Below are 16,143 nucleotides of genomic sequence, written 5' to 3'. Positions count from 1 at the left end.
CCTGCGCGGCGTTAAGCTCGTCGTCTCGGACGCCCACGAAGGCATCAAGGCCACCGTCGCCAAGGTGCTCAACGCCAGTTGGCAGCGTTGCCGCGTGCACTTCATGCGCAACGCGCTGGCGCATGCCGGCAAGAGCGGGCGACGCGTAGTCTCTGCCTTCATCGCCACCGCGTTTGCCCAGGATGATGCGGCGGCAGCCAGCGCCCAGTGGCGCCGGGTCGCCGATCAGCTCCGCCCCAAGCTGCCCAAGCTCGCTACCTTCCTGGACGAGGCCGAGACCGATGTGCTCGCTTACATGACGTTCCCGCCCCAGCATCGCACCAAGCTGCACTCGACCAACCCGATCGAGCGCCTCAACGGCGCGATCAAGCGGCGGACCGAGGTGGTCGGCATCTTCCCCAACGAGGACGCCATCGTCCGCCTCATCGGCGCGATCCTGCTCGAACAGAACGATGAATGGGCGGTCCAGCGCGCCCGGACGCTGGAAACCATCGCGCCGTTGAGCGATGATCCAATCGTCAGCCTTCCGGCTATCGCCAGCTGACCAACCCGGCTCTTGCCGGCGAACGCGGTGACCCGCCGCCAGTTACACCACGCCTGGGGACACGATCCGGAACGACCCTCAGGCCGGGCGTGCCTGATATTTGGGGAGTGTAGTTGTGGCGGTTGGCAGGGAGGTTCTAAACAAGCAGCGCTGCTTCTCAAATTTGCTAAGACGGTCTCAGACCCAAAGGTCTCGGCTGCACTGATCGAGAAAGCCGCCGAGATTACCGAGCGATGCGATCAGACGCCAGACGCGCCCGACGTAGGCCCGACGAATGTGGAATCTCCCTGAAGAGCATCCTAAATCGGTACCCAGCCTTTCCGCCCCCAACATGAGGCGATGCACTGCTCCTTGGGCGCCCGCCAAAACCTTGAAGTTGCCGCTTTTTCCCACACTTAATCAGCCATGTGGGACAGGGAATCACTTGCTGCGTTCAAGCTGGCGCTCGATTTGGTGAAGGCCAAGGGCACCGCCAGCAAGAGCCGCGATGGTGTGGAAATGCTGATCCATCAGGTCGAGCAAGTTTCGATTGAGTTTATCCCTGCCAAGCAGGAACGGCCCAACGGTCTCAATGTCTGGCGGCATGGCCACCTCAAAAGCTTTCGGGTTCTTGACGTCATATGGACGGACGGCACGATGCCGTTGATCTTGGCTTATCGCGGCGGAGAATGGGAACGTCTGTTGCGACAAGAGCTGTCGTCTACAAGGTGACCGTGTCTAGGCTTTCGCAGGCTTCGTAGGCGGAGGAAACGGCCGCTCCGCTCGACGGTTCAGCGCCCGCTTGACCGCGATCCGCGCCAGCATTTCCGGCCCGTCACGTTCGGCAGCTAGCAACAGCGTTTCCATAGCGACTTGCCAGTCGGCGGCATCGCGCTCGGCTTTCGGCAGCGCAGTGATGTATTCGGCGGCGTCGCGATAAGTCAGCAGCTTGCGCCCGTCCGGCAGGATAATCGGATCGTAGAACCGCTTGAACCACGCCATGGGACGCCAAAATAAAACCCCGCTAGGTACCGCCGAGCGGGGTTTTGCTGGGGTCTTGAGAACTACGCGCTGATATGAAATTTGCCCCTGATCAAGATTGAAGTTCTCTTGATCCGGATTCACAAGCTGGTTCTGGTCTTCTCCGTATTACTACGGGAAAAAGTGGCAAAGACCGGCGAATGCGTCTCAACCTTGTTCCTTGCTGGTGTTTTCCGCAATCGCGCGTTTTACTTCTGACGCCAAGGTCGCGAGGTGCTTGGCTAGCCGAGCGAACGATTCCTGCTTGCTCGCGGGCCGTCTTTTGCGACACCGGATTGGCCAGTTGCGGCCTCTTAGGCCGTCCTTGGTTGCTCGGGGACGGCCTTTCTTCCCAAACCACTAAAGTCCGGCCGAACGTCAGCACCGCGGTTGCCGCAAACCTGGCAGACGAACAGACTTTCGATATCCGACAGCCGTAGATGGTCTGGCCAGCAATCGGTTGAGAGCTTCACGGAATGAGCGCAGCGATAGTCGCTGCAGAACACGACGACGCCTGAGGCACCCAACTCCCGCATCTCTCCAAAGGTAAACTTCTCGTCTGGCATGCGCCCAATTCTGCCAAGATTACCCTCCCGTCTGAATATGCCATCTGGCTAATGAACCGAGTGGCAGTGCCGGCCGGTTGAGCTGATGCCGGATAGACTGGGGAGCGGCGCGGGATTTTAATTGGCCTAGTGTGGGTGGAGTCGCGATGCGTCAGCAGCAATCAAAGACAGCAGAGTCGCCGATTAGACGGCAAGCCGCAGACGTCTTGAGGCGAGCCCGAAGCTTCCAGTCGGCCACGCTGGAAACGACCTGAGGCAATTGGCGCTTGGACTTCGCTGGCTCGAAAAGAGAGGGTTCGTTGCCGTCGCGCAAGATCGCGATGGCATCCTGGAGATAGCGAGGCAAGGCGCGCAATTCTGCCAAGAATCACACCCAGCTACAGGAACGATTGCGTCGGGCCGCCTTGCAGACACCGGGTGGGCCATTTCCACAAGGTGGAGGGTCTGGCGCCTTTCATTCGATCGAGGGCGTGGACAAACCTCATCTCTATCGAGAATGGTGCCCGTTCCTTTGCGTGGCGGGGGCGAGTGCAATGTCTTCCCCAAGGATGCGCCTGGCATCCTCGATGGCCGTCAATACGATGTCCTGATCAGGGGTGTTCATAGTACGCGCCAGCACGCCGGCGAACATCCAGAAGGTCCCCGAGGCCGAGCAGGTGCTCGAAGATTGGCAGGCCGCGGTTGAAGTCTACTCCTGACCGTCGAGTTCAACGGCCCGACCATGATGGCGCGCATTGGCCCGCTGAGAGCATTAAACCGAAACGTGGAACGGACGCTTGATTCAACGCGCAAGATACGCATTGGGGATGCGGAAGCTGAACAATGAAAACGGTCTGGATTGACGATCGAGGAACCATGGGCGGGCTAGAAATTGCCCCTCCATGAAGATGGCCAAGGCAATTCGACGGCAGGCAGCCACCGCAGAGCGCGTCGCAGCAAACACGGCTGACACCTTTGTCGCCGACCAAATGAAATCGCTGGCACAGGCCTTGAGCCAAGCCGAAATCATCAAGAAGAACAAGAAAAAGAAGGAGAAATGAGCTTTTCAATCAAAGCGCGGTGCAAGGACGGCGAACTGCTCTACCGCAGGAAAACCTCTGAGGCCAGAGATGTCGCGAACCGGCTGTTACGACATCTATACCACCACGCCCGAAGGCTGGGACTACCATTCCTCTGAGTTTGCAGATCTGCCTCGTACGTCCGTTGCGCGACCTTCTCAAAAAATCTGCGCCCCCACAGGCTAGGTCCGATTTCACGTCATTCGAAATAAAAAGGAATCCGACCTGGCCAGATCGTGTCCCCAGGCGTGGTGTAACTGGCGGCGGGTCACCGCGTTCGCCGGCAAGAGCCGGGTTGGTCAGCTGGCGATAGCCGGAAGGCTGACGATTGGATCATCGCTCAACGGCGCGATGGTTTCCAGCGTCCGGGCGCGCTGGACCGCCCATTCATCGTTCTGTTCGAGCAGGATCGCGCCGATGAGGCGGACGATGGCGTCCTCGTTGGGGAAGATGCCGACCACCTCGGTCCGCCGCTTGATCGCGCCGTTGAGGCGCTCGATCGGGTTGGTCGAGTGCAGCTTGGTGCGATGCTGGGGCGGGAACGTCATGTAAGCGAGCACATCGGTCTCGGCCTCGTCCAGGAAGGTAGCGAGCTTGGGCAGCTTGGGGCGGAGCTGATCGGCGACCCGGCGCCACTGGGCGCTGGCTGCCGCCGCATCATCCTGGGCAAACGCGGTGGCGATGAAGGCAGAGACTACGCGTCGCCCGCTCTTGCCGGCATGCGCCAGCGCGTTGCGCATGAAGTGCACGCGGCAACGCTGCCAACTGGCGTTGAGCACCTTGGCGACGGTGGCCTTGATGCCTTCGTGGGCGTCCGAGACGACGAGCTTAACGCCGCGCAGGATGGCGTGCCGATAAAGCCGGCCATCACCACATTCGGCGTGGGCCCGTGCGTGTCCGACTCCGTGAAGATCACGGGCGTGCGGTCGCGGATTTGCGTTCGTCCGGGGGCTCGGAGCCCGGACAGAAGACGCAGCGCCACGGATCGTCGGAGAAATAAACAAAGGCTCGCGTTCGGCTGGCCAAGTCCTGAACCTCGAAGGAGTCGGCGCGCTCGACCAGCTTCCACCGCTTCGAGAAGTTTCCATTCGGTAATTCTAGACTAGCAGGCTGGATGGCAACGCCTGGCTAGCCTGCTCAACGCCGAGGACAACGAGAAGAGTTTTGCAAACGTCTCAGAAGTGGCCGGAAATAGCCGGATCAAAATGTAGGGGGGTGCAAAACTACGTGAGGGATTTCAACGGCCTAGGCCGAAAGCCGTTGTGCTACCGTTACACCATTCCCCAATAATTGCTCAGTTACATCAATATGTTAGGTGGATGTCCGGGCAATCGGCTGGAGCGGGATTTTTTCAAATCACCGCCTTCGCTGGTGCGCCGTTCTACTCGCTCGGTCCGGGCCTTGGCAAGCGCGGAAGGAGGGGCATTTTCGGGCCGAATTGCAGGGTCGCTGCGGGCGGCATTTGCCGCGCTCCCGGGTCAAGCCTGCGAACGACGAAGCTGTTTTTTGCGCCCGCGCGAACGGCGAATTGTCGGCGCCGCCATCTCCGCCTGCAGCAACAGCAGCAGGCAATGGCCGAGCCGCTCTTCCATTTCCTGGTCGTGAATGGATAGCGGCCCGGGATCGTTGAGGATGGCGTTGACCAACGTTCCCAGCACGACCTGAAAGCCGAAGGCGATGGCGCGCGTTTTGGCCGCCTTGTTGCCCCGGCCCATGGCGCCGAGCAGGATGGGCGTCGCGTCCGCCACGTTGGCGCGCGCCAGCCCCTTGAAGGTCGACCATCGGTCCGGCCTGGTGTCGTCGTGCTGAAGGGCTGCGCGCAGCACGCCCTCATGGTTTCGTATCCAGCCGGTGGTGCCGCGGACGAGGAGGCGGCTGAGCTCGGCTAGACCCGCGTCGGCCAGCCGCTTGTCTTCCTTCATCCGCGACAGCCGGCTTTCGCCGTCACGCGCCGCAAGCGCCATCAGGGCATTGAAATAGGCGTCCTTGCTCTCGAACCGGCTGTAGAAGGCGCCGACGGTGGCGCCGACCTGCCGGCACAGCGCCTCGATCGACAATTCCGCGAGGCTGTGCGTCCGCAGCATCTCCGCGCCAGCCTGGAGCAGGGCGGCCGTGGTTTCGCGGCTGCGCTTCTGCCGCGACGGGGTCACGCCGGGGAGGTCGAGTTCGGCCGATTGCTGCATCCGGAACTTGCGTCTCCGTTTGAAATAATCATAATGATAATTTGGATTATGGTTTTTGGCAATGCGCAGGCCGCGCGTTGCCGTGGCCCCCGGCGAACCGGCGGATCAACCGCGGGTCGCATCCAAAAAATGGGAGGAAAGCATGGCGGCAGGCAGCGCAAAACCGTTCGGCGGCACGATCGGCAAGACGGTGGCGGGATCGAAGCCGTGGTGGCCCTCTGCGCCGAAGCCGCCGGAAGGCGCGCCGAACATTCTGGTCGTGCTGTTCGACGATGTGGGATTCTCCGATTTCGGCTGCTACGGCTCGGCCATCAAAACGCCGACCATCGACAAGCTCGCCGCCGAAGGCCTGCGCTATTCGGGCTTCCACACCACGGCGATGTGTTCGACGACGCGCGCGGCGCTGCTCACCGGGCGCAACCATCATTCGGTCGGCGTCGGCTGCCTCGCCAATTTCGATAGCGGCTACCCTGGATATCGCGGCAAGATTGCACGCGAGGCGGGCACGCTGGCGGAGATGCTGCGGCCGCACGGTTATCGCAATTACATGGTCGGCAAATGGCACGTCACGCCTTTGACCGAAAGCGGCGCCACCGGACCGTTCGACGGCTGGCCGCTCGGCCGCGGCTTTGATCGCTTCTATGGCTTCCTCGACGCCGAAACCGATCAGTTCGCGCCGGAGCTTGTCTCGGACAACACGCACATCGATGCTCCCGGAACGTTCGCGGACGGCTATCACCTGACGTCCGACCTGATCGACCAGTCGATCCGCTTCATCGCCGAACACACCGCCGACCGGCCCGACATTCCCTGGCTGACCTGGGTCGCGCTCGGCGCCTGCCACGCGCCGCACCAGGCGCCGATCGATATCATCAAGAGCTATGACGCCAAGTTCGCCCATGGCTGGGACGTCGAGCGCGAGCAGCGGATGGCGCGGCAGAAGGCGATGGGGATCGTGCCGCAGGAAACCCGATTGCCCGCACGCAATGACGGCGTGAAGGCATGGGAAGAGCATAGCGGCGACGAAAGGCGCGTCTTCACGCGCCTGCAGGCGGCCTTCGCCGGCATGCTCGATCACGCCGACCAGCATCTGGCGCGGCTGGTCGCGTTTCTCGATACGGCCGGCATCCGCGACAACACGCTGATCCTGGTTTTGTCTGATAATGGCGCCAGCCAGGAGGGTGGACCGTGGGGCTTCGTCAATGCGATGGGGCCATATAATTTCCGTCCCGAACCGATCGCGGAAAAGCTGCGCCGGATCGACGATATCGGCGGACCGGATTCGCACAGCAACTTTCCGCACGGCTGGGCGATGGCCTCGAACACGCCGCTGCGCCGCTACAAGCAGAACACCCATGGCGGCGGCATCCGCGATCCCTTCGTCATGACCTGGCCGAAGAAAATCGCCGTCAAAGGCGAGGTGCGCCATCAATTCGTCCATGCCTGCGATCTGACGCCGACCTTGCTCGACCTGATCGGCATCGCGCCGCCGGCCGAAATTGGCGGCGTCGCCCAGATGCCGCTCGAAGGCGAGAGCTTTGCGCGCTCGATTGCCGATCCATCCGCGCCGTCAAAATGTCAGCCGCAATACTTTGAAATGTTCGGGCATCGCGGGATCTGGCAGGACGGCTGGAAGGCGGTTTCCTTCCATCCCTCGGGCACGCCGTTCGAGAACGACAAATGGGAGCTGTTTCACCTGGCGCAGGATTTTTCGGAAACGGACGATCTCGCGGCGCAGGAGCCCGAGCGGCTTGAAGCGATGATCAAGCTGTGGTGGAGCGAGGCCGAGAAGCACAACGTGCTGCCGCTCGACGACCGCTTCGGCCCGCGCTTTGCGGAAAACGCCGCGCGCTTCCATGGCGCACGCAACAAGTTCACCTTTCACGCCGGCATGGGACACGTGCCGACCGACGTCGCTCCCGATGTCCGTAGCCGCAGCTACACCATCGAAGCCCATGTGGAGATTGCCGAGGAGGGCGCCGAGGGCGTGCTGATCGCCCACGGCGATGCGACCTCAGGCTACAGCCTCTACATCAAGGACGGCTTCTTGGTGCACGATCTCAATATCGGCGGCGGCCATGAGATCGTGACCTCGAACCGCAAGGTGCTGCCGGGCGCGCATCGGCTCGGCGTCCATGTCGAGCGCCTGGTGCGCAAAGAGCCGCCGGCCAAGGGCTCTCGCACCGGCGTGACCGCCTATACGCTTCTGATCGATGGCGAGGCGGCAGGCGCGATCCAGACCCAGCTCGACTTCAACAATTTCATCTCCTGGTCCGGCCTCGACATCGGCCGCGACCGTTCCAGTCCGGTCTCGCACTACGAGGCGCCGTTCGAATTCACCGGCCGATTGCTGAAGGTGACGGTCGACATGCATGACGACCAGAAGCTGGACGGCGAGGGGGTGGGTGCCGCGGAGATGGCTAGGCAGTAGCCACCGTCATTGCGAGCGAAGCGAAGCAATCCATCGCGCGGCATAACGAAGGATGGATTGCTTCGTCGCTACGCTCCTCGCAATGACGGGGCCAAGACCTGAGCCCGTCTTACTTGATCTTCTCATACGCCGTCGCGAAATCAGCCAGCGGCATCGGGATGGTGATGGTCTCCTTGGCCATGTTCTGGAACGACACCTTCAGCTGCTTGCCGGATTTCAACGCGGCCAGCACGTCAGGCGAAATCTGGAGGTTGGCGTAGCAGCCGCGCGCCTCGCAGGTCTGGATCTGCAGCTCGGACGTCTTGCCGTCGTCGACCTGGATTTTGGCGCCGGCCGGCAGGTTGAGCCCGAGCGGCAGTTGCACCAGTGCGATCGGCGCGCGGGTTTCGGCTGATACGCGGATGTTGATCAGCACGATCAGCTGACCGGTCTTGGTCAGAACCGCGCTCTGCTCGATCGCGCATTCGAGTGGTGCGCCGCGGCTGGCGCTGCTGCACCGCGCAACCCAGCCGGGAGGCGCTGATGTATTCGCTCCCTCGGCCGCAGCGGCGTTAGGAGCCGGCGTCGCCTGCGCCACGGGCGCGGCGTTGTTTCTGGCCTTGGGCGCCTGCGCATGGCTATGGCCGCACAAACCTGATATCGCCGCGGCAGCGACCGCAAATTTTACTAAGACTTTCACTGAACCGGCTCCGAAAAGAACCATCTTCGGATGTGTCGGTTCCCGCGCAAAGTCAAGTCATTCGGCCGCTTGCTTGACCGGGCCGTGGGCGTCCAGATCCGCATCATGGTTAGGATTGGACGAACGGCCCCATCGCGCAAACGCGTTCGAGAGCCGGTCGAGATAGAGATAGACCACCGGCGTCGTGAACAGCGTCAGCGCCTGGCTGACGATCAGGCCGCCGACCATGGCATAGCCGAGCGGCTGGCGGATTTCCGATCCGGTGCCGGTGCCCAGCATCAGCGGCACGCCGCCAAGCAGCGCCGCCATCGTCGTCATCATGATCGGGCGGAAACGCAATAGCGCCGCCTTGCGGATCGCGGCCTCGGGCTCGAGCTGCTCGTCGCGCTCGGCCGTGATCGCGAAGTCGACCATCATGATGCCGTTCTTCTTCACGATGCCGATCAGAAGCACGATGCCGATCAAGGCGATCAGGCTGAAATCGAACCCGAACAGCATCAGGATGGCGAGCGCACCGACGCCGGCCGACGGCAGCGTCGACAGGATCGTGATCGGGTGGATGTAGCTTTCGTAGAGAATGCCGAGGATCAGATACACCACGACGAGCGCCGCAAGGATCAGCAGCGGTACGGTGCCGAGCGACTGCTGGAACGCCTGCGCGGTGCCCTGGAAGCTCGAATTGAGCGTCGTCGGCGCGCCAAGCTCGACCATCGCCTTCTGCACCGCGTCAGTGGCCTGTCCCAGCGCCACGCCTTGCGCGAGGTTGAAGCTGATCGTGATCGCCGGAAACTGGCCCTGATGGCTGATCGACAGCGGCCGAACCGGCACGCTGGTCCAGCTGGCAAAGGTCGACAGCGGCACCTGGTCGCCGGTGGTGGGCGATTTCACGTAGATCTTGTTCAGCGTGTCGAGGCTGCCCTGCAGCTCCGGCAGCACCTCGAGCACCACCTTGTAGGTGTTGAGCTGGGTAAAATACTGCGTCACCTGGCGCTGGCCGAACGCGTCATAGAGCGTATCGTCGATCAGTTGCGGCTGGATGCCGTAGCGCGAGGCGGTGTCGCGGTTGATCTTGAGCTCCAGCGTGGTGCCGTTGGTCTGCTGGTCGGTGGCGACGTCGCGAAGCTCGGGCAGCGTCTGCATCTTCGCCAGGATCTTCGGCGCCCATTCGTTCAGCTCGGCGAGGTCGGCGTCCTGCAGCGTGAACTCGAACTGGGTTCGCGTCGGCCGCCCGCCGAGCCGCACGTCCTGCGCCGCCTGCATATAGAGGCGGGCGCCTTCGACCTTCTCCAGCTGCGGACGAAGCCGGGCGATGATCTGTTGCGCCGTCGCCTTGCGCTCGTCACGCGGCTTCAGCGTGATGAAGAGATTGCCGTTGTTGCCGGCGCGGCCGCTGCCGCCGATCGCCATCGCGACCGAGGCCACATCAGGGTCGGCCTGCACGATCTTGCCGAGTTCCTCCTGATGCCGCTTCATATCAGCAAAGGAAATGTCCTGGCTGGCCTCCGAGGTGGCCGTGATCAGGCCGTTGTCCTGCTGCGGAAAGAAGCCTTTTGGGATGATGACGAACAGATAGACTGACAACCCCAGGGTGGCAAAGAAGATCATCAGTGTCGTGAGTTTCCAGCGCAATGCGAGGTCGAGGCCGCGCTCGTAGGCGCGCAGCATCGCATCGAAAGCGCTTTCGCTCCATCGGTAGAATCGGCCATGCCGGGTCTCGCCATGCGCGCGCAGAAAACGCGAGGCCATCATCGGCGTCAGCGTCAGCGATACGATCATGGAGACGAAAATGGTCATCGCCAGCGTCACCGCGAATTCGCGGAACAGCCGCCCGATGATGCCGCCCATCAGCAATAGCGGGATCAGCACGGCGACCAGCGAAATACTGATCGACACGATGGTGAAGCCGATCTCGCTGGCGCCCTTGAAGGCCGCGGCCATCGGCCTCTCGCCTTCCTCGATATAGCGTGTGATGTTTTCCAGCATCACGATGGCGTCGTCAACCACGAAACCGACGGCGATGGTGAGCGCCATCAGCGAGAGATTGTCGAGCGTATAGCCGAACACCCACATCAGCGCGCAGGCGCCGAGCAGCGCCAGCGGCACCGTGATGGTCGGGATCACGGTTGCCCAGAAGCTGCGCAGGAAGATGAAGATCACCATGACGACCAGCGCAATCGTCAGGAGCAGGGTGAATTGCACGTCCTCGACTGCCGCTCGGATGGTCTGGGTGCGGTCGCTGATCACCTCGATCTTGATCGCCGGTGGAATCGCCGCGACCAGCCGCGGCAGCGTCGCCTTGATCTTGTCGACGGTCTCGATGACGTTGGCGCCGGGCTGCTTGAATATCACGAGGAACACGCCGCGCTTGCCATTGGCCCAGGCCGCCTGCTTGGCGTCCTCGGGCCCGGTGACGGCCTGGCCGATATCGCGGATTCGCAACGGGCCGCCGTTGCGGTAGGCAATGATGACGTCGTTCCAGTCCTTTGAGTTCGGCAACTGGTCGTTGGCGTAAATGGTGTAGGCGCGGCGCTCGCCATCGATATTGCCCTTCGGGCTGTCGACGGTCGTGATCGCGATCTGACTCCGCACATCTTCAAGCGACAGGCCCTTGGCGACGAGTTTCGCCGGGTCGATCTGGATGCGGATAGCGGGTTTCTGCTGGCCGCCGATGATGACCTGGGCGACGCCGGAAATCTGGCTGATCTGCTGCGCGAGCTGGGCGTCGACGGCGTCGCTCACGGTCGTCAGCGGCAGCGTGTCCGAGGTCGCCGACAACAGCAGGATCGGCGAGTCCGCCGGGTTGACCTTGCGATAGGTCGGCGGCGAGGGGAGGCTCTTCGGCAACTGGCCGCTGGCGGCATTGATCGCGGCCTGCACGTCGTTGGCCGCAGCATCAATCGGACGGTTCAGATCGAACTGGATCGTGATCGCGGCCGTGCCGAGGTAGCTGGTCGAGGTCATCTGCGCGACGCCGGGAATCTGCGCAAGCTGGCGCTCCAGCGGCTGGGCCACCGACGAGGCCATGGTTTCCGGGCTGCCGCCGGGCAGCGAGGCGGAGACCTGGATGGTCGGGAAGTCGACCTGCGGCAGGGGGGCGACCGGCAGCAGCGGATAGGCGACGAGGCCGACGAACAGGATGCCGGCCATCATCAGCGAGGTGCCGATCGGATAGCGAATGAAGGGTGCGGAGATTCCTTCGCTCATTCGCTGGTGACCTTGGCCAGAGTTTGATCCGAACTGGCGACCGCGGTCGTCACCAGCGTGCCCGGCTGAACCTTGAACTGGCCCGCCGTGATCACCTGCTCGCCGGGCGACAACCCTTCGTCGACCACGGAGCGGCCATCGATCGCGCGCGTCACCCTGATCCTGCGGAGTTCGGCCTTGCTCTCCTTGTTGACCGTGTAGGCGTAAAGGCCATTGGGGCCATGCTGAACGGCGTCGTCGGGAACAACGGTGGCGTCCTTCAGCGTCGCAATCAGCAGCCGGGTTGAAACCGACTGGCCCGGCCACAGCGCATGATCCTTGTTATCGAACACGGCCTTGAGCCTGACGGTGCCGCTCGACGTGTCGACCTGGTTGTTGATCAGCGAAAGCGTGCCGGTCGAAAGCACCCGCTTGCCGTCGGTGGAGAGCGCGATCGTCTTGGGAGAACCGGCGGCCAGCGCGGCCTTGATATCCGGCAGCCGGTCTTCCGGCGCGGTGAAGATCACCGCGATCGGCTCGATCTGGGCGATGGTCACGATCCCGGTCTGCGTCACGGCGTTGACGATATTGCCGACATCGACCTGGCGGAGCCCGACGATACCGGAGATCGGCGCCTTGACGGTGGCGTAATCGAGCTGGGTCTGGGCGTTTTCGATCAGCGCCGTATCAGCCTGAATTTGTGCCGTCAGTTGCGCGACGGTCGAGCGTTGCGTATCGGTCTGTTGCCGGGTCGCGAATTCGCCGAGCTTGGTAAAGCGCTGCAGGTCGAGGCTGGCGTTGGCAAGGTTGGCTTCGTCCTGGGCTTTCTTGGCCTTGGCTTGATCGAGGGCTGCCTGGAACGGCCGAGGATCAATCTCGACCAGCGTGTCGCCTTCGCGAACGAACTGGCCCTCCTGAAACGCGATCCGGTTGATCTGACCGTCGACGCGGGTGCGGACTACGACGGTGTTGAAGCCTTGCACGGTGCCGAGGCCGGTCAGGAAGACAGGAAAATCAGCCTTTTCGACCACGGTGGTCCGCACCGGGACGGCGGCGCGGGCAGGCACGCGCTTTTGGGCTTCAGCTTGCGCCTGATGATCCTCGCCCTGGAATCGCTGCCAGCCCAAATAGCCCAGCGCAGCGATCGCTACGGTGAGCAAAACCCAACGGATGGCGCGCGATCTCGACATGGCAGCTCATGAATTGAAGGAAGTCCCCAGCATTGCCGATATAATGTCGGCGCGCTTGCGCTGTACAAACACTAAGGCTTGAGAATCCTAAACAATTGGAAAGGTTTGACGCCGCGGTGGGCACGGTTCGGCGCCAGCGCCAATGGCGCGCGATCGGCGGCGAAACTTTCAAGCAGGGTTGAATGCGGGATCGATGTCGTCCATATCGCGCGCGTCGAGCGGCAAACGATCGGGGGCGCAGGATGGATGAACTGAACGGACGCATGATGGCGTGCCAGATTCTGATCACGGGACTGATTGCGCGTGTCGCGAACGATTCGCCCGACCCCTTGCGATTCCTCACCGACTTCCGCGATGAGATCAAAGCTGTCGTGAAGGGCGTCAACATCGCGGGCATGGACAACACCGATCGCGTTCGTCAGATCGCGCAATCGACCGTCGATGAATTGTTTTCACTGATGAAGCCGCCGAGCACCGATTGATTGTCGAAGGCGATGATGCAGCTAATGCTTAATTTTGTAGCGTTTCCTGCATCTCTTTAGAACGCTTACAAAGTAGCTTTAGAATCATTCAAACAGCAATTTAGAATCGTTGTGATTTAGAATCGCTGTGATCTGGATCGATTCAACCGAACTGTTGCCCCGATCGCGTTGACCCCAAAATTTCCGCTCGGTACCTACCGTGCGGGACCATTCGCTGCATGTCGATTTGCCGCGAATTGAAATTGATCAGGGGCACGTAATGAATCTTCAGAAGGCACCGAGGTCGCTTCGGTTTGAAGCGGCAGTCAACTCGCTCGGTCAGACGGTTGAAAACAATTCCGGCAAGAAGGTTTCCGCGGTCGCGGGCCTCATGGCGGTGGCGTCGTTTTCCGGCGCCGAAGCGCAGCAATCCAACCTCCCGCCGGTGACGGTCGATGCCCCGGTCGCTCGCCCGCGTCCTGCTGCGTCAAAACCTTCGCCGGACCAGCTTCGCGCCCGCAGCGCGCTACGCCGTGCCGCCCGTCGCGCGCAGCCGGCGCAAGTCGCCGCCGTGCCGTTCCCGAATGCGGGGGGACTCAACGCCGACCGCGATCCCTACGCAAACCCGTCGGCGCCCTATATGGCCACCCGGGTGCAGGCGTCAGGCAAATTTCCCGAGCCGATCCTCAACACGCCAAAATCGATCACAGTGCTGACAAAGGATGTCCTGGCGGACCAGAACTCGACCACCCTGAAGTCGGCCGTGCTGAACACAGCCGGTGTGACGCTCGGCACCGGCGAAGGCGGAAACGCCTTCGGCGACCGTTTCTTTATTCGCGGCTTCGATGCCCGCAACGACATTTTCCTCGATGGCATACGCGATGCTGGCGTCAGCGTTCGTGAGAACTTCTTTACCGAGCAGGTTGAGATTCTGCGTGGACCGGCCTCGTCCTTTGCCGGCCGCGGCACCACCGGCGGCGCGATCAACATCGTGACCAAGCAGGCGTCGACCGAGAAAAGCTTCTATAATATGGACACCACGTTCGGTACCGACCACACCAAACGGGTCGTGCTCGACGTCAACCAGGTGATCAGCCCGACGCTGGCAGTTCGCGCGGGCGGCTTGTTCCAGGATGCCGGCGTCGCCGGCCGCGACTATATCAAGGACGACCGCGACGGCGGTTTCGTTGCGGTGAAATGGACGCCGCTCGATACCGTCAAGCTGTACGCGAACTACATTCACACCAACCTGCACGGCTTGCCCGATTTCGGCGTGCCGTATTACCGTCCCGGCGCGCCCAAGACCCAGTACACCGCCACCGCGGGCGGCCCGTACCCGGACTTTGGAGTCAACCGCAACACTTTCTACGGTCTCGTCAATCGCGACTATTACAGCATCAAGCAGGACATCGGGTCGTTCGGCGGCGAGGTCGCGATTACCCCGGACCTGACGTTGAGCAACAGGAGCAGGGTTCAACGCTCGGTGCTCGACTACATCGGAACGCTTCCGGAAGGGCCGAACACCACCACAAATACGCTTAACGTCAATCCGCAAAGCCGCTATCAGGTTACCGAGAATATCGCCAACCAGACCGAGGCGACCTACAAGTTTGGTCTGGCCGGATGGAAGCATACGGCGCTCGGCGGCCTGGAAGTCTCCCGCGAAATCGCAAGTATCGACAGATATGCCGGCCTGAGCTCGGAACAGCTTCCGGGCGGCACCACGACTGGGGCAATAACCGGCGCAAGCATCTATGCGCCTCAGTACACTTTCGCAAACGTCGGCGCCAATCCGACCTGGGCCGGACTGCCGACCAAGATCGCGATCGATACCAAGAGCGTCTACCTGCTCGACACCGCCAACTACAACGATCTCGTCATCCTGAACGGCGGCATTCGCTACGACGATTACAACATCAAAGCCAGCGGGTTCGGCACGGTGAACGGCGTCGCGAACGTCTTCAACGCGCAGGAACAGCAGCATGGCTTGCCGAACTTCAACCTCGGCATGGTGCTCAAACCGCTGCCGATCGCGAGCGTCTACGCTGCTTATGCGACGTCTTCCAACCCTGTCGGCGCAGAGTTCGACGGCACCAGCTCCGCGTATGGCGGCTTGTCGCCCTCGCTCAACGGCAATCCGAATCAGATTTTCGGGCCGGAAAAAAACAAGGCCATCGAGGTCGGTACCAAGTGGGAGCTGTTCGACCGGCATCTACTGGTGACGGCGGCGCTGTTCCAGACCGAGAAGGAAAATGCGCGGGAGTCGCGCAATATCGCCAACGCTGCGGCCGCAGCCGCGGTTCCCGGATGTGTCTATCCTGCCGGAACGACCGGCAATGTATCCTGCATCACCGCGGGCGCGGCCTATCGCATCCAAGGCATCGATCTTGGCGTCGGCGGCAAGATCACCGACAAGTGGAGCGTGTTCGGCGGGCTCGTGCTGATGAAGTCGGAAGTGACGAAGTCGCTCGCTCCATCGGCGCAACCGCTGCTCTTTCCCACCAATGTCGGGCTTAAGCTGGCCAACGTTGCGCACCAGTCGTTCAGCCTGCTCACGAAATACCAGCTCACGGATGTCTGGGAGATCGGTGGCCAGGCAGTGTACCGCTCGAAAATGTACGGCGGCACGTTGCTCGCCGCCAACCAGGGCACCGAACTGCCGAGCTACTGGCGCTTCGATACGTTCGTTGAAGCGAAGCTCAACGAAAACTGGAAGGCAAAGCTGTTCGTCGCCAACCTCACCAACAAGCTCTACTACGATGCGCTGTATCAGAGCGCGACCCCGTTCGTGTTCGTGGCGCCGGGACGTAGTGTGAGCATGGTGCTTTCGGCACGCTTCTAGGGGTACA

Annotated in this window: 11 protein-coding genes and 1 pseudogene; 6 read left to right on the top strand and 6 right to left on the bottom strand. The window is 62.0% G+C overall.

What is annotated here, in order from left to right:
* Both JQ624_RS26740 and JQ624_RS26735 read left to right on the top strand, forming a co-directional pair.
* On the top strand, window positions 1–544 hold a 544-nt coding region (locus tag JQ624_RS26740; RefSeq protein ID WP_212421896.1), incomplete at its 5' end, for a transposase.
* Between the two features lie 405 nt (window positions 545–949).
* Complete coding sequence (locus JQ624_RS26735; RefSeq protein WP_212421895.1) at window positions 950–1,255, top strand: hypothetical protein; 306 nt, start codon at window positions 950–952, stop codon at window positions 1,253–1,255.
* A gap of 6 nt (window positions 1,256–1,261) precedes the next feature.
* Here JQ624_RS26735 and JQ624_RS26730 read toward each other — a convergent pair whose 3' ends face one another.
* Window positions 1,262–1,648, bottom strand: coding sequence for a hypothetical protein (locus JQ624_RS26730; protein ID WP_249130092.1), 387 nt, complete (start codon window positions 1,646–1,648; stop codon window positions 1,262–1,264).
* Between the two features lie 1,342 nt (window positions 1,649–2,990).
* Here JQ624_RS26730 and JQ624_RS26725 point away from each other — a divergent pair.
* A complete protein-coding gene (locus JQ624_RS26725; protein WP_212421894.1) occupies window positions 2,991–3,149 on the top strand; it encodes a hypothetical protein in 159 nt (52 codons plus the stop codon).
* A gap of 317 nt (window positions 3,150–3,466) precedes the next feature.
* Here JQ624_RS26725 and JQ624_RS26720 read toward each other — a convergent pair.
* Together JQ624_RS26720 and JQ624_RS26715 are read right to left on the bottom strand one after the other, a co-directional pair.
* Window positions 3,467–4,009 (bottom strand): annotated as a pseudogene (locus tag JQ624_RS26720) (transposase); the annotation flags it as partial.
* Window positions 4,010–4,645: 636 nt separating this feature from the next.
* Entirely contained in the window at window positions 4,646–5,350 is a 705-nt protein-coding gene (locus JQ624_RS26715; RefSeq protein WP_212421893.1) for a TetR/AcrR family transcriptional regulator, read from the bottom strand.
* Window positions 5,351–5,492: 142 nt separating this feature from the next.
* Here JQ624_RS26715 and JQ624_RS26710 point away from each other — a divergent pair, with 142 nt between their 5' ends.
* Entirely contained in the window at window positions 5,493–7,781 is a 2,289-nt protein-coding gene (locus JQ624_RS26710; RefSeq protein ID WP_212421892.1) for an arylsulfatase, read from the top strand.
* A 109-nt stretch (window positions 7,782–7,890) separates the two neighbouring features.
* Here the strand turns inward: JQ624_RS26710 and JQ624_RS26705 are convergent, their stop codons facing one another.
* Genes JQ624_RS26705 through JQ624_RS26695 form a run of 3 tightly spaced genes read right to left on the bottom strand, consistent with a single transcriptional unit; the run spans window position 7,891 to window position 12,833 of the window.
* Window positions 7,891–8,460 (bottom strand): invasion associated locus B family protein, encoded by a 570-nt coding sequence (locus JQ624_RS26705; RefSeq protein WP_312014500.1) that lies wholly within the window; start codon window positions 8,458–8,460, stop codon window positions 7,891–7,893.
* A gap of 57 nt (window positions 8,461–8,517) precedes the next feature.
* Window positions 8,518–11,664, bottom strand: a complete 3,147-nt coding sequence (locus tag JQ624_RS26700; protein ID WP_212421890.1) for a multidrug efflux RND transporter permease subunit — start codon at window positions 11,662–11,664, stop codon at window positions 8,518–8,520.
* The gene (locus JQ624_RS26695) at window positions 11,661–12,833 is read right to left on the bottom strand and encodes an efflux RND transporter periplasmic adaptor subunit (protein ID WP_212421889.1); all 1,173 of its coding nucleotides are present in this window, start codon (window positions 12,831–12,833) and stop codon (window positions 11,661–11,663) included. Before JQ624_RS26695 ends, JQ624_RS26700 begins: the two co-directional genes overlap by 4 nt.
* 242 nt (window positions 12,834–13,075) lie before the next feature.
* Here JQ624_RS26695 and JQ624_RS26690 point away from each other — a divergent pair, with 242 nt between their 5' ends.
* Together JQ624_RS26690 and JQ624_RS26685 are read left to right on the top strand one after the other, a co-directional pair.
* Window positions 13,076–13,315 (top strand): hypothetical protein, encoded by a 240-nt coding sequence (locus JQ624_RS26690; RefSeq protein WP_212421888.1) that lies wholly within the window; start codon window positions 13,076–13,078, stop codon window positions 13,313–13,315.
* Window positions 13,316–13,574: 259 nt separating this feature from the next.
* Window positions 13,575–16,136, top strand: coding sequence for a TonB-dependent siderophore receptor (locus tag JQ624_RS26685; protein WP_212421887.1), 2,562 nt, complete (start codon window positions 13,575–13,577; stop codon window positions 16,134–16,136).
* The last annotated feature ends 7 nt before the right edge of the window (window positions 16,137–16,143 follow it).

It is taken from the genome of Bradyrhizobium sp. AUGA SZCCT0283 (assembly GCF_018130385.1).
Classification (GTDB): domain Bacteria; phylum Pseudomonadota; class Alphaproteobacteria; order Rhizobiales; family Xanthobacteraceae; genus Bradyrhizobium.
This window is presented reverse-complemented; position numbering and strand designations above follow the sequence as displayed.